Raw genomic sequence first — 20,847 nt, forward strand, 5'->3', positions numbered from 1 at the left:
GGACCGGCTCAGCGGCCGGTCCACTTCGGGTCGCGCTTCTCCAGGAAGGCGGACACGCCCTCGGCGGCGTCGTCGGAGTTCAGCGTGACCCCGACCGCGAGGTGCTCGAGCACCATCAGCGAGGCGATGTCCGCGTCGAGACCGCGGTCGACCGCCATCTTCGTGAGCTTCATCTGGAACGGGCTCTTGTCGGTCAGGTGGGAGACGAACTCCTCCACCGTGGCGTCGAGCTGGTCGGCGGGGGCGCTGGTGTTGACGAGGTCGAACGCCGCGGCCTCCTGGCCGGTCAGGAGCTTGCCGGTGAGCATGAGCTCCTTGGTCTTGCGGATGCCGATCATGCGCGGCAGCCGGTAGATCGGTCCGGCGCCGCCGAAGAGGGCCCGGCGGATGTGGAAGTCGCCGATCAGGGCCGCGTCGTCGGCGATCGCGAAGTCGCACGAGATCATGACCTCGAAGCCACCCGCGGTCACGTAGCCCTCGAGGACCGCGACCGACGGCTTCGACATGTTGTAGAAGCGGTCGCACACCTTCGCCGAGACGACGGCGACGTCCATCGCCGTGCTCGAGCCGATGAAGTCCGACTGCAGGCTGTCGAGGTCGAAGCCCGAGGAGAAGGTGTTACCGCGGCCGCGGACCACCACGGCGCGGATCTCGTCGTCGCCCTCGATCTCGGTGATGATCTCGTCGAGCCGGTGCAGCATCGGCACCGTGATGCAGTTGCGCTTGTGCGGCCGGTTGAACCAGACCCGGGCGATGTGCCCGTCGCGCTCGAACTGGATGTCGTCCTCGACTGCCATCGGAGCCTCCTAAGTTGAACTGAGTTCAGGTCGAAGCTTGAGCTGAACCGGGTTCGATGTCAAGCGTCGACAGCGGCATTCTGGGACTTGAACTGAGGTCAGTTCAGTGTCTACCGTCACGTCTCGTCGAGGACGACGGGTCCCCGGCGCCGAGCGCGAAGGAGCGCCGCATGACGACGAGCACCCGGACCGACCGGGAGGTGGTCGCCCGCCGGGCCAGCACGGCTGCGGCCGTCGGCACCGCCATCGAGTACTACGACTTCGCGATCTACGGCTCCCTCGCGGTGGTCCTCGCGAAGCTCTTCTTCCCCGCCACCCAGGGCTTCGTGGCGCTCCTGTCGACCCTCGGGGTGATCGCCGGCGCGTACGTGATCCGGCCGCTCGGTGGTCTGATCTTCGGTCGCATCGGTGACCGCCGGGGCCGCCGCACCGTGCTCCTCGCGACCGTCGCGCTCATGGGGATCGCGACGGCGCTGACCGGGCTCCTCCCGACCTACGCCTCGATCGGTGTCGCGGCGCCGGTCCTGCTGACCCTCCTGCGCCTGCTGCAGGGACTCTCGGCGGGCGGGGAGGTCGGCGGTGCCGTGTCGCTGTCCACCGAGTCCGCGCCGTCCAAGCGACGCGGCCTGTTCGGCTCCTCGACGTCCATCGGGGTCGCGATCGGCCTCGCCGGCGCGGCCGCCGTCGTCGGGACCGTGAGCGCGCTGACGACCGCCGAGCAGATGGCGAGCTGGGGCTGGCGCATCCCCTTCCTCATTGCCGCACCGCTGCTCGTCGCCGCCGTGATCTACCGCCTCAAGGTCGAGGACTCGCCGCTGTTCCTCAAGATGGTCGAGGAGTCGGCCCCGCCCAAGGCGCCGCTCACCGAGGTCGTCCGCGACCACAAGGGCAGCCTGCTGCGCATCATCGGTCTGGCCTACTCCACCCTGACGACGGGCGCCCTCGCCTCGGTCTACCTGGTCGTCCACCTCTCGGGGGTGCTCAAGTACTCGCTCTCGAGCAGCCTGTGGCTGACGGTGCTCATCATCCTGGTGCCGATGGGGCTCATCCCCTGGGCCGGCGCCCTGAGCGACCGCTTCGGCCGCAAGCGGGTGGCCGCCACCGGCATGATCGGCTTCGTCGTGCTGTCGGTGCCCTGCTTCTGGCTCATGCAGCAGAACTCGCTCCTGCTCGCGATCATCGCCGCGCTCGTGCTCAACGTGCCCTTCGCCATCCAGCAGGGCGTCGTCTACACGATGTACGCCGAGCAGTTCCCGACGCGCGTGCGGTACTCGGGGGTCTCGCTGGGCTTCAACCTCGGCGGCATCATCGGCACCGGCACCGCCTCCCTGGTGGCTGCCTCCCTCGTCGCGGCCACCGGCGTGACGATCGCCCCGGCCTTCTATGCGGTGTTCGCCGCCGTGGTCGGGCTGCTGATGCTGCTCACCATCACCGAGAGTGCCGGGAAGCGGCTCGTGAACGGCACCCCGTCCGAGGAGGACGGGCCTGCCCCCGTGCCCGCCCCGGCGGAGCGCTGACCGCGGTGCGTCGACTCGAGGGGCGCCGGGTCGTCCTGACCGGCGCCACCGGAGGTCTCGGCACCGCTATCGCGCGCCGGCTCGTCGACGAGGGCGCCTCGGTCGCCCTCACCGACGTCGTCGGGACCGGGCTGGACGAGCTCGCCGCCGCCCTCGGTGGCTCGACGCTGGTGGCGACCCTCGACGTGGCCGACCCCGAGGACTGGTCCCGCGCGGTCACGGCCGTGCAGGAGCGGTGGGGCGCGGCCGACGTGCTCGTCAACAACGCCGGCATCGGCAGCCTCGGTACCGTCGAGACCGAGACCCGGGATCGCTGGGACCAGGTGGTCGCGACCGATCAGCTCGGGGTCTGGCTCGGCATGCAGCACGTCGGTCCGGTGATCGAGGCCGCCGGGGGCGGCTCGATCGTCAACGTCGCCTCGATCCTGGGCGCGACCGGCGGGTTCGGGAACAGCTTCTCGTACGCGGCGGCGAAGGGCGCGGTCCGCGCCATGACCCGGAACGCCGCCCTGCACTGGGCCCGACGCGGCGTCCGGGTCAACGCCGTGGTCCCCGGCTTCATCGGCACCGCACCGCTGCTCGAACGCTTCGAGGGGACCGAGCGCCACCGGGCGATGCTCGACCACACGCCCATGGCCCGCCTCGGCCGCCCGGAGGAGGTGGCCGCCGCGGTCGCCTTCCTGGCGAGCGACGACGCCACCTACACCACCGGCTCGGAGCTCTGGGTGGACGGCGGCTGGGGCGCCCGCTAGGACCGCCGCCGGGTCCCCGCGGGCACCAGGACCGCGCGGCCGAGCAGCCGACCTCCCCGGAGGTCCTCGAACGCGCGGTCCGCGTCCGTCAGCGGGTAGATCGTGGTCCGGGGCGTGAGCGCGCCGCCCCGGGCCACCCCGACGACGGCCTCCAGCTCGGGCCGCGAGCCCCAGAACGGCACGCGCACCACGGCCCCCGAGGGCAGCACGCCGGGCTTGGACACCGTGAGCGCGCCGCCGCCACTCCCGACGACGACGAGCTCACCCGCCGTCCGGAGCAGGGAGACCGCGAGGTCCAGGCTGCTCTGTGCCCCTGCGAAGTCGAAGACCACGTCGGCCCCGTGACCACCGGCCCCCGTCACGGCCGCAGCCGCGTCGCCCGGCAGCACCGCGACGTCCGCGCCGCACTCCCGGGCCAGGCCGAGCGCCTCCGCACGGGTGTCGACCGCGACGACCGTCGGCGACCCGAGGGCCCGCAGCAGGCCGATCGCCAGGTGCCCGAGACCACCCACGCCGATCACGACGGCGAGCGCGTCCGGCTCGGCGAGCGCCTCCCGGGCGCCCTGGATCGCGTGGAACGAGGTGAGGCCGGCGTCGGTCAGCGTCGCGGCCACCACCGGGTCCAGCCCGTCCGCGGGCACCACCCGGGCCCGGTCGAGGACCATCGCCTGCGCCATCCCGCCGTCGAGTCCGAGCCCGAGACCCGCGGCGGGCAGGCTCGCCCGCAGGTCGCAGTAGTTCGTCCGGCCCGCCGCGCAGCGCGGGCAGTGCCCGCAGCCGAAGGGGGCGTGCACGACGACCTGCTCCCCCACCGCCAGGTCGTCGACGCCCTCCCCCAGCGCCGCGACCCGCCCGCACGTCTCGTGCCCGAGCGTGAACGGCAGTTCCCACCGCGCCGCCCCGCCGTGCAGGACGGCGAGGTCGGAGTGGCAGACGCCGGCCGCCAGGACGTCGAGACGGACCTGACCCGGGCCCGGCTCGGGGAGCGGCACCTCCACCAGCTCCGCCGATCCCGGCGCGGTCATGCGGTACGCGAGCACGATGTGCCTCTCCTTCGAGGAACGGATGTCGGGGTGGCGGTCAGACCGCGGTGTAGCCGCCGTCGACCGCGAAGGACGCGCCGGTGGTGAACGCGGCCCGGTCGGAGAGCAGGAACGCGACCATGCCGGCGATCTCCCCCGGCGAGCCGGGGCGGCGCAGCAGGGGCGTCACCCGACCCGCGATCGCGGTGCGCGGCACGGACGACAGGCCGGCCGGATCGGCCGCGCTGTGCGCGGCGAGGTCGGTGGCGACGAGACCGGGGCACACGCAGTTGACCCGGAGTCCCCGGTCGGCGTATTCGGCGGCGAGGCTCCGGCTCAGGGCGACCACCCCGCCCTTGGTGGCGTCGTAGGCGGCCGACCGACCGGCGGCGACCAGGCCACCGACCGAGGCGACGGTGACCACCGCTGCGCCGTCCTCGCGCAGGAGGTGGGGCAGGCAGGCGCGGACGGCGAGGAACGTGCCCGTGAGGTTCACGTCGAGCAGGCGCCGCCACGTCCGCAGACTCATCTCGTCCGTCGGCGACCCGTCGGTCACACCGGCACAGGTGACGAGCCCGTCCACCCCGCCCATCCGGGCGGCCGCCTGCTCGACGGCCGACGCGACCGCGTCCTCGTCGGCGACGTCGCAGCTCAGCGACAGCACCGCGTCACCTCGGACGACGGGCGAGGACGCCGGGGTGCGCAGGTCCAGCGTCGTGACCCGTGCGCCGTCGTCGAGCAGCTGCTCGACCACCGCCCGCCCGATCCCGCTCGCCCCTCCGGTGACGACGACCCGCCGCCCCGTCTCCGCCATGCCCACTCCCCGTCTTGACGACCTCCGACTGAAACGAGTTCACTTCACCACAACCCGGCGGGGCGGGCCACCCACTCGACACAGGAGTCGCGCATGACCGTCGACGACACTCGCCCGGACCTCGCACCGCGCCGGCAGATGCTGGGCCGGACGCCGGCTCGGCCCATCGGTGGCGCGAACGGCCTGCGCATCGGCCCGGACGGGGCGCTCTACAACGCCTCGGCCTTCGGCAACCAGGTCTCGCGGATCGACCCCGACACCGGCGCGGTCACCGTCGTGTCCGCCCGCGGGAGCGCCATCGTCTCGCCGGACGACCTCGCGTTCGACAGCGACGGCGTCCTGTACGTGGCCGAGTGCATGGACGCCCGCGTCACCGCGTTGCGCGACGGCGTCTACACCGTCATCGCCGACGACGTCCTCGGCGCCAACGGCATCACCGTGTTCGAGGACCGCATCTTCGTGGGCCAGTTCATCCCCGGGGGCTCGATCCTCGAGGTGTACCGCGACGACCGGCCCGCGCGCCTGGTGGCCGCGGGCCTCGACGGTCCGAACGGCCTGACGATCGGCCCGGACCGGCTCCTCTACACCGCACTGCCCTTCGCCAGCGCCGTCGCGCGGGTGTCGATCGACGGCGGCGAGGTGGAGACCGTCCTCGAGGGCCTCGCCGCGCCGTGCTCCTGCCGGACCGGGCCCGACGGACGCATCTACGTCGGCCTCGGTGGCTCGGGCGAGGTCGTGGCCTTCGACCCGGGGACGTCGGTCACCGAGTCCGTGGGACACGGTCGGCCCGGGATGGACAACCTCGATCTCACCGCGGACGGCCGCCTCTTCGCCTCGTACTACATCGACGGGGCGGTGTACGAACTCCTTCCCGACGGCGGGTCGCGGGAGATCGTGGCCCCGGGTCTGATGGCGCCCTACGGGCTCGCGGCCACGACGGCCGGCCTCTGCGTCGCGGACGGGCTCGGCGCCGCCCGCATCACCTCGGACCTCACCCTGGAGCGGACGGACAAGATCACCGACCCGGGCTTCCCCGGCTACGTCCGCGGGCTCTGCGCGTCCCCGGACCGCACGGCGATGTTCGTGACCAACAACCTCGGCATGGTCACCCGGCACGCCGCCGGGGCGTGGACCGCGTCCGAGACGTGGGCCGAGGGGCTCGGGGAGATCACGGGCGTCGCGGCCCGGGGTGACGGCGTGGTGGTGGCCGACTCCGGAGGCGGCCGCGTGCTCGGGCTCCCCCGGGCCGGCGAGACCCTGGAGCTCGCGACGGGGCTCGGACGGCCGAGCGACGTGGCGGTGACCGCCGACGACCGCGTCTACGTCTCCGACGAGGCACGGGGCACCGTCGAGCTGATCGGCCCGGACTCGACCCGCACCGTGTTCGCCGACGACCTGCGCATCCCCCAGGGCATCGCGGTGGACGGCGACGGCCTCCTGGTGTGCGAGGTCGGTCGCCGTCGGGTGGTGTGGCTGCCCTTCGACGGCGGCGGACCCCAGGTCGTCGCGGACGACCTGCCCGTCGGCGAGAACGGCACGGTGCGTCCGACCGTGAACGGCCTGCCGATGATGATCCCCGGGCCGATCGCCCCGTTCGCCGGCGTCGAGGTCGACGAGGACGGCACCGTGTACGTCGCGGCCGACCAGGAAGGCAGCGTGATCGCCCTCCGGCGGGCCTGACCCGCCCGGGTCCCTACGCTGATCGACCATGACCCGACGGCTGGTCCTCCTGGCGGTGCTGGCCCTGCTGGCCTGCTGCGCCGGGTGCGGCACCATCGCGTCGCCGGACGCCGCGGCCGGTCCCTGGGATCCCGTCGTCGGGGTGATGGCCGACCGGCTCGCGACGGCCGACACGGTGGCGGCGTCGAAGTACGTCTCGAAGGCCGCCGTCGAGGACCCCGCCCGCGAACGCGTCGTCCTCGACGCCGCGGCCGCGGCCGGGGCCTCCCGTCGTCTCGACCCGGCGGAGGTGGCCGCGGTGCTGGGCGACCAGATCGCGGCGAGCAAGGTCGTGCAGTACGGCCTGCTCGAGGACTGGACCGACCGGCCGACCACGGCGCCGACCACGCCGCCCGACCTCGCCGCCGTCCGCACCACCCTCGACGCCGTCACCCCGCGGCTCGTCGAGGCGCTCGCCACCGCGCAGGCCGCGCGCACCGATCCCGTCTGCCGGGGCGAGGTGACCTCGGCGGCGGTCCGCGTCGCGGCGGCCCGGTCGCTCGACACGCTGCACCGGCGGGGCCTCGAGCGGGCGGTCCGCTCCCTCTGCGCCTGACGCTCCTCCCCCCACGGGTGGAGGCCGGAGATCGTTCCGTGGACCGAGGATCTCCGGGGCCGTGGCGATCATCGTGGCAGCACACGGCACCGACCCGCGGTGCCCGGCCCGAGGAGCACCTCGTGTCGATCACGGCCGACACACCGCTCGCCCCCGTCCCGCACCGACCCCGGGCGGTGTTCCTCCCCGCCGACCTGATCGCCGCCGGGCCGGTCGGCCTCGTCGTCGTGGGGCGCACCCCGGGGTGCCGGTATGCGGTCGACGTCGTCGCGCCGACCGTGGTCGAGCGCACCGCGACGGCGGGTGAGGCACGATGACCGCGATCATGACCACCGTCGGTGAACGTCGCACCTGGCTCGACCGGGCCGTCGAGGCCGTGCGCCGGCACCCGCTCGTGGCCGATGCCGTGCTCGCCGCGCTCGTCGCGGCCGTCTCGCTGGGCTGGGCGACGGACGGCCACGTGGCGCGGGCCGACCGGGTCGCGGGCTTGGTCTGCGCCGTGCTGTTCGCCCTCCCCGTGGTCGTCCGGCGGCGCGCCCCGCTGCCCGTCGCGGTCGGCGTCGCCGTCGCGGCCGCGATCGCCATGCTCACGGTGCCCGGCGTCAGTGCGACGATCGTGCTGCCGGTGCTCGTGATCGGCTACTCGGTGGTGGTCCACGGGCCCCGCTGGGCCGGACCGGTCACCGCGGCCGTGCTCGTGCTCGGCGGAGTGCTGCCCGTCGTCCTGCGGCTCGGAGCGCCGGGCGCCGGGTCCGCGGCGGGTGTCCTCGCGCTGGTCGGCGCCCTGTTCGGCGTCATCGTCTGGCTCCTCGGAGCCCTGCGTCGCGCCCAGCTGCGGTCGGTCGAGCAGCTGCGTGAGCGGGCCCGGCTGCTCGAGGAGGGCCGCCGTCAGGAGGTCCGGCTGGAACTGCTCGCCGAGCGCTCCCGCATCTCGCGGGAGGTGCACGACATCGTCGGGCACTCGCTGTCCGGGATCATCGCCCAGGCCGACGGCGGCCGGTTCGCCGCCGCCCGGGACCCGCAGCGGGCGGTCGAGGTCCTCGGGGGCATCGCCGACGCCGGTCGGGACGCGCTGGGCGACATCCGCGCGCTGCTCGGCACCTTGCGCGACAGCCACGCCGACGACCCCGACGGGGCGACCGCCCCGACCGTCGACGACGTCCCGGCGCTCGTCGCGCAGGTCCGGGCGGGCGGGCTGCCCGTCACCCTCGAGGTCACCGGCACGCCGCGTCCCCTCGCGGCCGGCACCGGACTGACCGTCTACCGGGTCGTGCAGGAGGGACTCACCAACGTGGTCAAGCACGCCGGGGTCGCGACCCCGACCCGCGTCACGCTCGCCTGGGGACCGGAGCTCGAGGTCGCCGTGCGCGACGACGGCCCGCGCGGCCCCCGCCCCGCCGCCACCCGCGACGGCTACGGCCTGGTCGGGATGCGCGAGCGGGCGGCCCTGCAGGGCGGCTCGCTGGAGGCCGGGTCCCGGCCCGACGGCGGGTTCGCGGTCCGGGTGCGCCTGCCCCTCCCGGTCGGGGCACCGTGACCGCGGTCCGGGTGATGCTGGTCGACGACCAGCACCTGGTGCGGGCGGGCTTCGCCATGGTCCTGGAGTCGGCCGACGACCTGACCGTCGTCGCCCAGGCCGGCGACGGGCAGGAGGCGCTGGACCTGCTGGCGACGATCGAGGTGGACGTCGTCCTCATGGACGTGCGCATGCCGGTCCTCGACGGGATCGAGGCGACCCGGCGTGCCGTCGCGTCCCGTCCCGGCGTCCGGATCGTCGTGCTCACCACCTTCGACCTCGACGAGTCCGTGACCGCGGCCATCGCGGCCGGCGCCAGCGGCTTCCTGCTCAAGGACGCGGCCCCCGAGGACCTCATCGAGGCCGTCCGCACCGTGGCCCGCGGCGACTCCGTGATCGACCCCGTCTCCACCCGGCGGCTCCTGGCCCACGCCGCCCCCCTGCTGGCCGCGCCGACCACCGCGCCGGGGTCGGCCGCCGCCCCGGAGCTCGACCTGCTCACCCCGCGCGAACGGGAGGTGCTCGTGCTGATGGGCGAGGGCCTCACCAACGCCGAGATCGCGGAGCGGCACGTCGTCAGCGAGGCGACGGTGAAGACCCACGTCGGCCACGTGCTGGCCAAGACCGGGTCGCGGGACCGGGTCCAGGCCGTGGCCCTGGCGTTCCGCGCCGGCCTGGTGCGCTGAGCGGGCGGATCAGCGCGCCCGCTCCATCGTCATCGCCGGCGCGCCCGGCAGGGACCGCGCCCGCTGCAGCGTCACCAGGCCCTGCGCGCCGAGGCTCACCGCGATGAACAGCAGGATGCTCGAGGAGTTGAGCGTGGCGGCCGACGGCGCGACCACGCCCGCGAGCAGGTCCAGCCCCACGTGCACGGCGATCCCGAGCACCCACAGCCCGGCCGTCCCCCAGTGGCCCTGGGTGAACACCCGCCCGTCGGCGACCCAGAGGTTCACCGTCGCGGCCCGCAGCAGACCCAGCACCGCCCCGACGACCAGTCCGCTGACCAGCAGCGTCCAGCCCAGCGCCGACGCCGGGTGCGTCCCGACCGCCTGCACCACCTCGACCAGGCCGACGATCCCGAGGATCGCCGCGACCCGCACCCGCCGCGGCGTGAACTCCCGGACCCGCAGCTGGTTCCAGATCACCCAGCACAGCACCGCGACCCCGATGACCGCCGAGAACGCCCCGTTCATGGCTCCCGCCCCTTCCGTCGATGGTGCACCCAGCGTGCTGCGGCGCGGACCGCGCGACGTCCGCCCGCGGGTGGAGACGGGGTGGAGACCCGTCGTGTCGCAAGCGCCGCGGGTCCACACTCGACGGCGTGACCGCCACGACCAACGCGCGCCGGGAACCGCCGCCCCGCATGGCCTTCCAGACGGCCGGGGTGCCGCGCGACGAGCAGGTGTCGTCCCGCGCCCGCCTCGCCGACGGGCTGCGCCCGCTGCTCTGGCTCGGGCTCGCCGCAGGCACCGTCTGGCCGCTCACGCCCGGGTCGCTGGTCGCGGCGGGCCTCGTCCTCGCCGGCGCCGGGTGCTCCGTCGCGGCCGCCCGCGACCCCCGGATTACCACCGAGGCCGCCGCGGGCGACCGGCGACGGACGGCGCTGCTCGCCCTCTGCGCCGTCGCCTCGCTCGTCGCCACCTACCTCGTCCCGGTCGGCGCGGCCTACGCGGGCGTGTTCGTCGCCGCAGGGGTCCTCGGGCGCATCGTCCTGGACTCCCGCCTCGTGTGGGGCTTCGCGGCGGGGTTCGGCGTCGCGCTGTCGATCGTGTTCGCGCTGGCGGTCGGCTCGTCCTGGGGCCTGTTCCTCGGACTCGTGGTCCCCGTCGTCGCCTCCCAGTCGCTCAACCGCGCCCGGCTCCACCGGGAGCACGCCCGGGTCGTCGCCCTGCTCGCCGAACGGGACGCGCTCCGCGAGGCCGAGCTGGCCGGGGCCGCCGCCCAGGAGCGCGCGCGGATCGCCCGCGACCTGCACGACGTCCTCGCCCACAGCCTGTCCGGTCTCTCGCTGCACCTGCAGGCCATCCGCGCCGTCCTGGCGAAACGCCTCGGTCCCGACGACGCCGTGGTCACCTCGGTCGACACCGCCGCCGACCTGGCGCGCTCCGGGCTCGCCGAGGCGAAGCAGGCCGTCGCCGCCCTGCGGGAGACACCGGCCCCGACCGCGGCCGACCTGCGTTCGCTCGCCGACGGCCACGCCGCGACCCTGACCGTCACCGGCGATCTCGACGCCGCGCCGGAGCGGCTGCGCGAGACCGTCTACGCCACCACGCGCGAGGCCCTCACCAACGCGGACCGCCACGCCCCCGGCGCCGCGGTGACCGTGACCCTCGGCGTCACCGACGAGCTGGTGCTCGACGTGGCCAACGCCCGGCCGCACCCGCCGTCGGGACCCAGTGCCGACGGCGGCGGGAACGGCCTCGTCGGGCTGCGGGAGCGCGCGGCGCTGGTCGGCGGGACGCTGCACGCCGGTCCCGACGACGGCGGATGGCGGGTGACGCTGCGGGCACCGGTGTCGGGCAGGGTGACCGCATGATCCGGATCGTGCTCGCCGACGACCAGGCCGTGGTCCGGGACGGGCTGTCGATGCTGCTCGGCGCGGCGGACGACCTCGACGTCGTCGCCACCGCCCCGGACGGGACGGCGGCGGTGACCGCGATCGCCGACCACCGGCCCGACGTCGCCCTCGTCGACCTGCGCATGCCGGGCCTCGACGGCGCGGAGGTCACGGCAGCGGTGGCGGAGCGGGCGCCGGAGGTGCGCGTGCTGATCCTGACCACCTACGCCGAGGACGACGCCGTCCTCCCCGCCCTGCGCGCCGGGGCCGCGGGGTACCTGACGAAGGACACGACCGGGGAGGCGCTGTGCGCGGCGATCCGGACGGTGGCCGCCGGTGGCTCGGTGCTCGACGCGGCGGTGCAGGCGCGGCTGGTCGCCCTCGTGGGCGCACCCGTCGCCGCGCCGACCGCGATCCCGGACGGGCTGACCGCCCGTGAGGTGGACACGCTGCGCCTGGTCGCGCAGGGCCTGTCGAACCACCAGGTCGCCTCGAAGCTCTACGTCAGCGAGGCGACCGTCAAGACCCACGTCAACCACCTGATCTCCAAGCTCGCCGTGGACGGCCGCCCGGCCCTCGTCGCGTGGGCGTGGCGCAACGGTGTGACCTGACGCGGTGTTCTCCCCACCGTGAACGACCTGCACCCCGGCCTCGTCGCCGCCCTCGTCGTCGACCTCGACGCCGGGTTCGCGGACGTCGTGCGCGCCTACCAGGGGCTGCTCCTCGGCACCGCGCTGCGGTTGACCGGCGACCGGCCCGCCGCGGAGGACCTCGCCGCCGAGGCGTTCCTGCGGGCGTTCCGGGCGCTGCGCGACTACGACGCCGAGCGCATCGCCGCGCTCGAGCTGCGGGGCTGGCTGGTCACGGTCCTGCTCAACGAGCACCGCAACACGGTCCGGACCGCCACCCGGCGCCCGGCGCTCTCCGGCGCGCCGCTCCCGGAGCGGGCCGCGCGGGAACCGGGTCCGGCCGAGGTCGCCACCCGCGGCGACCCCGATCTCGCGGCCGCCCTCGCGGCGCTGCCCGCCGTCCAACGCGACGCGGTGGTGCTGCGCCACGTCGCCGACCTCGACGTCCCGGCCGTCGCGGCCGCGCTCGGCGTCGGCGAGGGCACCGCCCGCTCGCACGTCTCCCGCGGGCTCGCGCGCCTGCGCACCCTGCTCGCCTCCCCCGATCGGAGCGCCCCATGAGCGACCCCCTGCTCGCCCGCCTCACCCCGCCCGACGTCGGGCCGGACCTCGCCCGCCAGGTGGTCGACACGTTCACGACGACGACGGGACCGCTCGGCGACGTGCTCGTGGCGCGCTCGTCCGAGGGCGTGACCTACGTGCGCCCCGTCTCCGACGACGGTGACCACGCCGGCTTCCGCGCCGAGTACCGCCGCCGGCTCGGCCGCCCGCTGGTCCCCGACGACGCGGCGGTGCCGGCCGTCGGGGCCCGCACCCGGGTCGACCTGCGCGCCTGCTCGCCCTTCGAACGCGACGTGCTCGACGCGACCGCCTCGATCCCGGCCGGGCAGACCCGGCCCTACGGCTGGGTGGCCCGCGAGGTCGGACGGCCCGCCGCGGTCCGCGCGGTGGGCACCGTGCTCGCCCGCAACCCCGTCCCCCTGATCGTGCCGTGCCACCGTGTGACGAGGGCCGACGGCTCGCTGGGCCGCTACATGCTCGGCGAGGCCGCGAAGGCCCGCCTGCTCGCCGACGAGGGCGCGGACCTCGAGCGGCTCGCCGCCTTCACGACGGCCGGTGTGGTGCTGGTCGGCAGCGACACCACCGGCATCGCGTGCCTCCCCTCGTGCCACCACGCCCGGCGGATCACCGACGCGCACCGGGTGCCGTTCCGGTCGGCGACGGCGGCCCGGGAGGCGGGCTACCGGGGCTGCCGGGTGTGCCGCCCCGGGGTGTGACCTACAGGGTCTGGCCGCCGTCGACCGTGAGCGTCTGGCCGGTGATCGCGCGGGAGGTCACGAGCCCGACCACGGCCGCGGCGACGTCCTCCACGGTCGTCTCCCGCCCCGTGACCGCGGACTGCGCGAGGGTGCGGCCGCGCTCCTCCTGGCCCGCCCACCACCGGGTCAGCACCAGGCCCGGGGCCACCTCGTTGACGCGGACCGGCGCCAGCGCGTTGGCGAGGGCGCGGGTCAGTCCGGAGAGCGCGGCCTTCGAGACCACGTAGGGCACCGAGGACCCGCGTCCGGCGGCCGCGGCGATGCTGCCGACGTTGACCACGCACCCGTCGTCGGCGGCCCGCAGGTCCGCCGCGCACGCCTTCGCGCAGTGCCAGGCCGACAGCGTGTTGAGCCGGAACAGGCGCTCGAAGACCTCGTCGGTGACGGCGTCGAGGTCCGCCATCGGGATGTGCTCCGTCCCGCCGGCGTTGTTGACCAGCACCGACACCGGCCCCAGCGACGCCCGCACCTCCTCGACGGCCGCGCGCACCGCGCCCTCGTCCGTGACGTCCGCACGGACCGCGCGGGCCGCGCCACCCGCCGTCGTGATGGCCTCGACGGTGGCCGCGGCGTCGTCGTCCGAGCGGCTGTACAGCACGGCGACGGGATGGCCGAGGCGGGCCAGCGCCTCCGAGATCGCCCGCCCGATACCCGTCCCGCCGCCGGTGACCAGTGCCGTCATGACCGATGATCGTGGCGTGCCGCCGACGATCCGACCAGCCGAGCCCACCGACGTCCCGACCCTCGTCCGCTTCGTCCACGACCTCGCGGACTACGAGCGGGAGCCGGACTCGTGCCTGCTCACCGTCGACCACCTGCACGAGGCCTTGTTCGGTGACACCCCCGCCGTGTTCGCGACGGTCGCGGTCCACGACGACGAGGTGGCGGGCGCCGCGATCTGGTTCCTGACCTACTCCACGTGGACCGGGGTGCACGGCATCCACCTCGAGGACCTCTACGTCTCCCCCGCCCACCGCCGGCACGGCGTGGCCCGCGCCCTGCTCGCCGAACTGGCGCGCACCTGCCTGCGGCGGGGCTACGCCCGTCTGGAGTGGGCGGTCCTGGACTGGAACACCCCCGCGCTGGACTTCTACGCGACGCTCGCCTCGGAGCCGCTCGACGGGTGGACGACGCACCGGGTGGACGGCCCGGCCCTGGACGCCCTGGCGGGGTGAGTCGAGTTCGCGGGTTCGGAACGACACGACACGGGCACTGAACCGACGTCCGGACGTCTACACGTCGCCCGATCGGGTGGTGTGATGGCGGGACCGGCGGAGGGAGTCAGTGGTGGACGGGACCGTGCTCACGATCGTGATCGTCGCCGTGGTGGTGATCGTGCTCGGGGTGGTGCTGATCCTCGTCGCCCGCTACCGGGCGCGGGCCACCACCGCCTCGCTGCGCAGCCGCTTCGGGGACGAGTACGACCGGGTGGTCGAGCAGTACGGCAAGCGCGACGGTGAGAAGGAGCTCCGGGCCCGGCTCAAGCGCCGCCAGGAGCTGGAGCTGCGCGACCTCGGCGCCGACGAGCGGGACCGCTACGCCCGCGCCTGGGAGTCCGCGCAGTCGACGTTCGTCGAGAACCCGCCGACCGGGCTGCGCGACGCCGACCTGCTCGTCCAGCAGGTGATGCGCGACCGCGGCTACCCCTCCGAGCGGTTCGAGGAGCGGGAGAAGCTCGTCTCGGTCGACTACCCGGACCTGGTGGAGCACTTCCGGTCCGCCCACGCGGTCGCGGTGGCCGACGAGCAGGCCGACCAGTCCCTCGAGGACCGCCGCCAGGCCATGGTGGACCACCGCTACCTCTTCGACGCGCTGCTCGGCGGCGGTGACGCCGAGCGGACCCGCCGGCTGTGACCCGGCCCTACACCGGCGCGTACGACGGCGCCGACGACCGTGCCGACGACCGTGCGGACGACCCCGCCGATGCTCGCGGTCCGGTCGTGCTGGGTGACCGCTACGAGCTGGTCGAGCTGCTCGGCCGGGGCGGCATGGCCGAGGTCCACCGCGCGCACGACCGGGAACTCGGGCGGGTCGTCGCGGTCAAGCTCCTCCCGGAGGACCGGCGCGGGGACGACACCGACGCCCGGCGTCTGCGGGACGAGGCGCGGGCGGCGGCCGTCCTGAGCCATCCGCACGTCGTCGCCGTGCACGACGTCGGGACCTCCCCGCACGGCGCGTACGTCGTCCTGGAGCTCATCACCGGACGGACCTGGGGCGAGACGGTGCGGGAGTCGGGCGGGCCGGGCCTGGTCGACGCGGCGCGGGTGGGCGCGGCGGTCGCGTCCGCGCTGGCCCACGCCCACGAGCACGGCATCGTGCACCGGGACGTCAACCCCGAGAACGTCATGCTCCTCGCCGACGGGACCCCGAAGCTCATGGACTTCGGTATCGCCAAGGCCGAGAACGTCCCGGGGCTCACCGAGACCGGCAAGGTGGTCGGCACCGTCGCCTACATGTCGCCCGAGCAGGTCCGGGGCGAACGGCTCGACGGCCGCTCCGACGTGTACTCGCTGGGCTGCTCGCTCTACGAGCTGCTCACCGGGCAGCCGCCGTTCCGCGGCGTCGGCGCGGCGGAGGTCGCCGCGCAACGCCTGCGCCAGCCGCCCGTGCCGCTGCGCCAGATCACCCCGTCGATCCCGATCTCCTTCGAGGACGTGGTGCTGCGCGCGATGGCCCTCGACGCCCGTGACCGGCCCGACGCGGCGACGCTGAGCCGCACCCTCGGCGACCTCTCCGAGCGCTACGCCGCCCCGTCGCCCGAGCAGACGACCGAGGTCATCGACGCCCAGCCCGACCGACCCGCCGGCCGGGGCACCGACGACGCCGCTCCCCCGTCCCCCGCCGAACCGTCCCGGGGCTCGGGCTTCCGGACGGCGGGTGTGGCCCTGGTCGTGCTCGGGGTGCTGGCGCTGCTCGCGGTGGTCGTCATGCTGCTCGTGCGCTGAACAACCGCACCGCCGCGACGGTGCTGGGCAGGAGCAACGTGATGCCGGAACCGAACCCGGCGACGAGCGCGACCACGTCGGCCGACCCGGCGCCTCCGGCCAGGCCGACGACGAGGCCGATCACCCCGAGCATCGTCATGACCCCGCCGATCCCGAGGAACGTCCGCTCCCCGGGCAACCACCACACGGCGAAGGCCACGAAGTGCAGCCCGACGACCAGGGCCACCCATGCGATCGGGAGCTGCGGGGCGACGCGGGCCAGCAGCGGCGCGCCGACGACCAGCGCGACCACCTCGACCGCGACGATGCGCAGGTAGGCGGCCCGGTGCATCGGGGGCCCGACCGCCCCGGGCAACCCCCGGCTGCGCTGCACGGCCACGACGATCACCACCGCGGCGACGACGCCCACGACGACGACGGGCAGGCGCGCGGGCCCCAGGAGCTGCGAGTTCGCCACCACGAAGACCAGCCCGAACCCCGCGGCGATCAGGTCCCCGGGGTGCAGGGGTCGGACCATGCGGTCACCGTAGCGAGATCTCCCGGGCGAACACGACGGTGTTGTCGCGGTAGCTGCGCGCGGCCGCGTCGAAGGAGCCGCTGCACGTGATGAGTCGTAGCTCGGGGCCGGCGGTCCCGGAGTAGACGTCGGCGGTGGGGAACGCGTCCTTCGCGACGGCACGGGTGGCGTACACCGCGAACGTGACCACCCGTCCGTCGGCCCGCGTCACGTCGACCGTGTCGCCGGGCGCGAGTGCCCCGAGCCGGAAGAACACCGACGGGCCGTTCTCCGCCGAGTCGATGTGTCCGATGATCACCGACGGGCCCTGCTGTCCGGGCGTGACCGAGTAGCGGTACCAGGCCGCGAGATCGTAGAGCGGTCCCTTCGCCGGGACCTCCATCGTGCGGTCGGGGTTGAGGCCGACCGACGCGACCGGCGAGTCCACCCCGATCTTCCCGACGACGATGCGCGCCGGAGGCGAGGGCGGGGGCCCGGCCGGGGTGGTGGGCGTGGCCGCGGCGCTGGTGGTCGGAGGCACGGGTAACGCGCCCGCGTCCTGCTCGACCGGCGCCCGCTGCTGCAGCGCCACCCCGACGACCACGGCGGCGATCCCGACGACGGCGAGCAGCGCCGCCACCGCGAGCAGCACCACCCGCCGTCGGGAACGGGCGGGGGGCACCGACGCCGCGGCGTCGGTGCCCTCCGGTCCGGTCGTCAGGCCTCAGTCCTCGGTGCGACGACGGGTCGCGGCGACCGCGACCCCGCCGGCCGCGAGCAGCGCGAGACCGCCGAACCCGAACAGCTCCGGGTGCTCGACGCCGGTGGTGCTGCCGCCACCGGTCTGCACACCGCCGGACGGGGTCTGGCTGGGCGCACCGCCCGAGCCGTTCGAGCCCGTGCCGCCCGTGCCGTTGGTGCCCGAGCCCGCGCCACCGGTGCCGCCGGCGCCGCCCTGGCCCGACTGGGCGTTGCTGCCGGGCGTGCCGTTGGTCCCGGTCCCGTTGTTGCTCGGGTCCGGGCCGCCCGCCTGGCCGTTGGAGTCGCCCGCGGCGCCCCCCGAGGCCCCGCCGGCGGCCCCGTCCGCTCCCGGCTGGCCCGGGGCGGGCTGACCCGGTGCCGGGGCGGTACCGGGAGCCCCGGACGCCGCCGGAGCGCCGGAGGGGGCGGCGCCGGGCGCGGGCGCGGCCGCGTCACCGCCGCCGGAGCAGGCGGTCAGGGCGCCGATCGACAGCACGGCAGCGGCGGCGGTGTAGCCGACGCGGCGTCGCGTGGTGCGCGACATGGTGTCCTCCTCGATCTCGGTCCGATCACGATCGGGAGGTTCATACCCGCTTCACACCGGTCGATCCGGCCCGAAACACGAATTGCGCACGGCGGATCGCGGAGATCGGTCAGCGGTCGCTCCGCTCGCCCGCCTCGACCGCCACGTGCAGGACGTTGTCGGCCGGCGGCAGCGGGCAGGTGGCGAACGCGGTGAGCGCGCACGGCAGGTTCACGGTGCGGTTGAGATCGACGACGACCGTGCCGTCGGCGTCCGGGTCACCGGTCCGCAGGATGCGGCCGCCGCCGTAGGTCGACACTCCGCTCGTGGCGTCCCGGAAGTGCAGCGACAGCCCCTCGCCCTTGCCCGCGAGCGCGATCAGCTGCTGCTCGGCGCCGTCGAGGGTGAAGGTGACGGTGCCGACCGCCGTCGGGAAGTGCGCCAGCCCGTCGACCACGGCGCCGACGGTGATCCGCCGCGGCTCCGGGTAGGCCTCGAACCGTCCGGTGACCACCCACCGCTCGTCGACCGGGAAGGTCGGCACACCCGTGAACGCGTGCCGGGTCGGCGCCTCGGGGTCGCGCACCCGCAGCGCGTAGGAGTCCGTGCGCCGCGCCAGCTCGACGACGCGCTCGCCGACCCCGACCAGCACACCCGGCGCCCCGTCGACCGGCGTGACCGTGGCGGTGCCGTCGACGGTCGCCCCATCGACCACCACCCCGTCGGCGGCCGCGGCGGTGATCTCCACCGTGCCGTCGCCCGCCGCGCGCCACGTCCCGGGCAGGTCGGCGATCGGGCGGGCCGTGTCGTCCAACCACTCCAGGGCGGTCAGGGACAGCCAGCCGTGCGGCTCGCGCAACATCGCCTCGCGCTCGTCGTGCCAGCGCTGCCAGTCCGTGGTCAGGTCCTCCGCGACGCTCGTCATACGGGGTGCAACCTCGGGCGGACGACGACGATTCCTGGCTCAGGCCGTCCCGTCGCCCCGCTCGCCCCGCTCACCCCGCAGCCGCGCGATCGTGCCCCCCGCCAGGAGCGTGGCCCGTTCGCGGGGCGCGAGGCGCAGCCGCAGCCGGATTTCGCCGGCGTCGGTGGCGGCCGTCAGCTCCTCGGTGCCCGACTCCACGGCGTCGCGCAGCCCCTCGACGGTCCAGGTCTGGTCGGTCTCGGCGCGCCCGTGGTCCTCGGCGTCGACGAACTCCAGCGGCACGATCCCCTGCGCGATGAGGTTGGCCCGGTGGATGCGCGCGAAGCTCGCCGCCACCACGGCTCGAGCCCCGAGGTCCAGCGCCGCCTGGGCCGCCTGCTCCCGCGAGGACCCCTGCCCGTAGTTGTGGCCGCCCACGATAACGCCGTGCTCCCGCTCCAGCGCCCGGTCGTGGAACCCCGGGTCCTGGCGGGCGAACATCGACCGCGCGCACTCGGGGATGTTGGACCAGTCGCTCATGCCCATGCCGTCGGGCGCCATGTCGCCGGTCGAGACGTCGTCGCCGACCACGATGAGCACCGGGTCGGCGAGCCGGTCGGGCACCTGCGCCCCGGCGGGCGGCGACACGATGTTCGGGCCGCGGACCACCTCGACCTGCGCCGCCTCGTCGTCGGGAAGGGGCGTGAGGATCTGGTCGTCGACGCGGCGCGGGTTCATCGACGGCGGGTCGAACGAGGGCACCTCGCCCAGGTCGCGCGGGTCGGTGATGACGCCGTGCAACGCGGTCGCGGCGGCGGTGGGCGGCGAGCAGAGGTAGACCTCGTCGCCCGCGGTGCCGCTCCGGCCGGGGAAGTTGCGGTTGAACGTGCGCACCGACGGCTTGCCCGCGCTGGGCGCCTGGCCCACGCCGATGCACGGCCCGCAGACCGGTTCGAGCATCCGCGCCCCGGCCGCGACCAGGTCGGCGTAGACGCCGCCCCGGGCCACCCGGTCGAGGATCTGCCGCGAGCCCGGCGTCACCGTCATCTCGATCGCGGGGTGGACGATCTCGTCGCGCAGCACCGCGCCGACGATCGCGAGGTCCTCGTAGGACGAGTTCACCGAGGACCCGACGCAGACCTGCACCACCTCCGTGCCCGCCACCTCCCGCACCGGGACCACCGACCCCGGCGACGAGGGGCACGCGATCAGTGGTTCGAGGTCGCCGAGCTCGATCACCTCGTGCTCGTCGTAGGTCGCGTCGGCGTCCGCGGCGACCTCGGCGAAGTCGTCCTCGCGCTCCTGCGCGCGCAACCACGACCGGACCTGCTCGTCGGCCGGGAACACCGCGGCCAGCGCGCCCAGCTCGGTGATCATGTTGCAGATCGATCCGCGCTCGAGCACCGACAGCGTCGCCGCGCCCGGCCCGGTGAACTCGTAGGCCCGCCCCTGCCCGCCGCGCACCCCGTGCCGGCGCAGCAGCTCCAGGATCACGTCCTTCGCCGCCACCCACGGCGGCAGCTCCCCCCGCAGCTCCACGTTCACGACGGCGGGTGCGGCGGTCGCGACGCCGTGCCCGGCCATCGCGACGGCGACGTCGAGCCCGCCCGCGCCGAAGGCGACCATCCCGACCGCGCCGGACATCGTCGAGTGCGAGTCCGCCCCCAGCAGCAGCGCGCCGGGCCGGGCGAAGCGCTCCAGGTGCACGTAGTGCGAGATGCCGTTGCCGGGGCGGGAGAAGTGCAGGCCGTAGCGGGCGGCGAAGGTCTGCAGGTAGCGGTGCTCGTCCATGTTGCGGCCGTCGATCTGCAGCACGTTGTGGTCGACGTACATCACCGACGGCGAGACGGCGACGCGGTCGACGCCGAGCTCCTCGAACTGCAGCGCGCACATCGAGCCGGTCGCGTCCTCGATGAGGACCTGGTCGACGTCGAGCACGATCTCCTGCCCCGGCGTCAGCTCCCCCTCGCGGAGGTGGTCGGCGAGGATCCGCCTGATCAGGTTCTCCGGCACGACCGCTCCTCCTCGGTGAGACTGCGC

At 74.9% G+C, this 20,847-nt stretch carries 24 protein-coding genes; 14 read left to right on the forward strand and 10 right to left on the reverse strand.

Annotated elements, in window-relative coordinates; translation table 11 throughout:
- Positions 1-8: 8 nt before the first annotated feature.
- Entirely contained in the window at positions 9-797 is a 789-nt protein-coding gene (locus QSK00_RS10845) for an enoyl-CoA hydratase/isomerase family protein (protein WP_285590387.1), read from the reverse strand.
- A gap of 170 nt (positions 798-967) precedes the next feature.
- On the opposite strand from QSK00_RS10845, the gene QSK00_RS10850 reads away from it, so the two are divergent.
- Positions 968-2,314, forward strand: a complete 1,347-nt coding sequence (locus QSK00_RS10850; protein ID WP_285590388.1) for an MFS transporter — start codon at positions 968-970, stop codon at positions 2,312-2,314.
- 5 nt (positions 2,315-2,319) lie between these two features.
- Positions 2,320-3,066: an SDR family NAD(P)-dependent oxidoreductase gene (locus QSK00_RS10855; protein ID WP_285590389.1), complete on the forward strand. Its 747-nt coding sequence runs from the start codon at positions 2,320-2,322 to the stop codon at positions 3,064-3,066.
- Here QSK00_RS10855 and QSK00_RS10860 read toward each other — a convergent pair.
- Positions 3,063-4,091 carry an alcohol dehydrogenase catalytic domain-containing protein gene (locus QSK00_RS10860; RefSeq protein WP_285590642.1) on the reverse strand — a complete coding sequence of 343 codons (1,029 nt, stop codon included), beginning with the start codon at positions 4,089-4,091 and terminating at the stop codon, positions 3,063-3,065. The two genes, QSK00_RS10855 and QSK00_RS10860, sit on opposite strands and share 4 nt — an antisense overlap.
- Positions 4,092-4,146: 55 nt before the next feature.
- The gene (locus tag QSK00_RS10865) at positions 4,147-4,902 is read right to left on the reverse strand and encodes an SDR family NAD(P)-dependent oxidoreductase (protein WP_285590390.1); all 756 of its coding nucleotides are present in this window, start codon (positions 4,900-4,902) and stop codon (positions 4,147-4,149) included.
- Positions 4,903-4,995: 93 nt separating this feature from the next.
- On the opposite strand from QSK00_RS10865, the gene QSK00_RS10870 reads away from it, so the two are divergent.
- From QSK00_RS10870 to QSK00_RS10890, 5 genes are all read left to right on the forward strand, one after another.
- Positions 4,996-6,582 (forward strand): NHL repeat-containing protein, encoded by a 1,587-nt coding sequence (locus tag QSK00_RS10870; protein WP_285590391.1) that lies wholly within the window; start codon positions 4,996-4,998, stop codon positions 6,580-6,582.
- A 28-nt stretch (positions 6,583-6,610) separates the two neighbouring features.
- Positions 6,611-7,177, forward strand: coding sequence for a chorismate mutase (locus QSK00_RS10875; protein WP_285590392.1), 567 nt, complete (start codon positions 6,611-6,613; stop codon positions 7,175-7,177).
- A gap of 122 nt (positions 7,178-7,299) precedes the next feature.
- Positions 7,300-7,494, forward strand: a complete 195-nt coding sequence (locus tag QSK00_RS10880) for a hypothetical protein (protein WP_285590393.1) — start codon at positions 7,300-7,302, stop codon at positions 7,492-7,494.
- An 8-nt stretch (positions 7,495-7,502) separates the two neighbouring features.
- Positions 7,503-8,714, forward strand: a complete 1,212-nt coding sequence (locus tag QSK00_RS10885) for a sensor histidine kinase (RefSeq protein ID WP_285590394.1) — start codon at positions 7,503-7,505, stop codon at positions 8,712-8,714.
- Between the two features lie 14 nt (positions 8,715-8,728).
- Positions 8,729-9,379: a response regulator transcription factor gene (locus tag QSK00_RS10890; RefSeq protein ID WP_285590643.1), complete on the forward strand. Its 651-nt coding sequence runs from the start codon at positions 8,729-8,731 to the stop codon at positions 9,377-9,379.
- Between the two features lie 9 nt (positions 9,380-9,388).
- On the opposite strand, the gene QSK00_RS10895 is transcribed toward QSK00_RS10890, so the two are convergent.
- Positions 9,389-9,886 (reverse strand): hypothetical protein, encoded by a 498-nt coding sequence (locus QSK00_RS10895; RefSeq protein ID WP_285590395.1) that lies wholly within the window; start codon positions 9,884-9,886, stop codon positions 9,389-9,391.
- Between the two features lie 128 nt (positions 9,887-10,014).
- Between QSK00_RS10895 and QSK00_RS10900 the strand changes: the two genes are divergently transcribed.
- Genes QSK00_RS10900 through QSK00_RS10915 form a run of 4 tightly spaced genes read left to right on the forward strand, consistent with a single transcriptional unit; the run spans position 10,015 to position 13,156 of the window.
- Positions 10,015-11,229, forward strand: coding sequence for a sensor histidine kinase (locus QSK00_RS10900; RefSeq protein WP_285590396.1), 1,215 nt, complete (start codon positions 10,015-10,017; stop codon positions 11,227-11,229).
- A complete protein-coding gene (locus tag QSK00_RS10905; protein ID WP_285590397.1) occupies positions 11,226-11,861 on the forward strand; it encodes a response regulator in 636 nt (211 codons plus the stop codon). Before QSK00_RS10900 ends, QSK00_RS10905 begins: the two co-directional genes overlap by 4 nt.
- An 18-nt stretch (positions 11,862-11,879) precedes the next feature.
- Positions 11,880-12,440: an RNA polymerase sigma factor gene (locus tag QSK00_RS10910; protein WP_285590399.1), complete on the forward strand. Its 561-nt coding sequence runs from the start codon at positions 11,880-11,882 to the stop codon at positions 12,438-12,440.
- A complete protein-coding gene (locus QSK00_RS10915; protein ID WP_285590401.1) occupies positions 12,437-13,156 on the forward strand; it encodes a methylated-DNA--[protein]-cysteine S-methyltransferase in 720 nt (239 codons plus the stop codon). The genes QSK00_RS10910 and QSK00_RS10915 overlap by 4 nt, the downstream gene beginning before the upstream one ends.
- A 1-nt stretch (position 13,157) precedes the next feature.
- Here QSK00_RS10915 and QSK00_RS10920 read toward each other — a convergent pair whose 3' ends face one another.
- The gene (locus QSK00_RS10920) at positions 13,158-13,880 is read right to left on the reverse strand and encodes an SDR family NAD(P)-dependent oxidoreductase (protein ID WP_285590403.1); all 723 of its coding nucleotides are present in this window, start codon (positions 13,878-13,880) and stop codon (positions 13,158-13,160) included.
- On the opposite strand from QSK00_RS10920, the gene QSK00_RS10925 reads away from it, so the two are divergent.
- The 3 genes from QSK00_RS10925 (at position 13,879) to QSK00_RS10935 (ending at position 16,143) form a co-directional block, all read left to right on the forward strand.
- The gene (locus tag QSK00_RS10925; RefSeq protein ID WP_285590405.1) at positions 13,879-14,373 is read left to right on the forward strand and encodes a GNAT family N-acetyltransferase; all 495 of its coding nucleotides are present in this window, start codon (positions 13,879-13,881) and stop codon (positions 14,371-14,373) included. The genes QSK00_RS10920 and QSK00_RS10925 overlap by 2 nt on opposite strands.
- Positions 14,374-14,485: 112 nt before the next feature.
- Complete coding sequence (locus QSK00_RS10930) at positions 14,486-15,052, forward strand: hypothetical protein (protein ID WP_285590408.1); 567 nt, start codon at positions 14,486-14,488, stop codon at positions 15,050-15,052.
- The gene (locus tag QSK00_RS10935) at positions 15,049-16,143 is read left to right on the forward strand and encodes a protein kinase domain-containing protein (protein WP_285590411.1); all 1,095 of its coding nucleotides are present in this window, start codon (positions 15,049-15,051) and stop codon (positions 16,141-16,143) included. The genes QSK00_RS10930 and QSK00_RS10935 overlap by 4 nt, the downstream gene beginning before the upstream one ends.
- Here QSK00_RS10935 and QSK00_RS10940 read toward each other — a convergent pair.
- From QSK00_RS10940 to QSK00_RS10960, 5 genes are all read right to left on the reverse strand, one after another.
- Positions 16,124-16,660, reverse strand: coding sequence for a hypothetical protein (locus tag QSK00_RS10940; RefSeq protein ID WP_285590412.1), 537 nt, complete (start codon positions 16,658-16,660; stop codon positions 16,124-16,126). The two genes, QSK00_RS10935 and QSK00_RS10940, sit on opposite strands and share 20 nt — an antisense overlap.
- A gap of 4 nt (positions 16,661-16,664) precedes the next feature.
- Positions 16,665-17,321 carry a class F sortase gene (locus QSK00_RS10945; protein ID WP_285590414.1) on the reverse strand — a complete coding sequence of 219 codons (657 nt, stop codon included), beginning with the start codon at positions 17,319-17,321 and terminating at the stop codon, positions 16,665-16,667.
- A 42-nt stretch (positions 17,322-17,363) separates the two neighbouring features.
- Complete coding sequence (locus QSK00_RS10950; protein ID WP_285590416.1) at positions 17,364-17,924, reverse strand: hypothetical protein; 561 nt, start codon at positions 17,922-17,924, stop codon at positions 17,364-17,366.
- 109 nt (positions 17,925-18,033) lie between these two features.
- Complete coding sequence (locus tag QSK00_RS10955) at positions 18,034-18,828, reverse strand: DUF1684 domain-containing protein (RefSeq protein ID WP_285590418.1); 795 nt, start codon at positions 18,826-18,828, stop codon at positions 18,034-18,036.
- 39 nt (positions 18,829-18,867) lie between these two features.
- Complete coding sequence (locus QSK00_RS10960; RefSeq protein WP_285590421.1) at positions 18,868-20,820, reverse strand: aconitate hydratase; 1,953 nt, start codon at positions 20,818-20,820, stop codon at positions 18,868-18,870.
- Positions 20,821-20,847 lie beyond the last annotated feature (27 nt).

It is taken from the genome of Actinomycetospora sp. NBRC 106378 (assembly GCF_030269685.1).
Lineage (GTDB): Bacteria > Actinomycetota > Actinomycetes > Mycobacteriales > Pseudonocardiaceae > Actinomycetospora.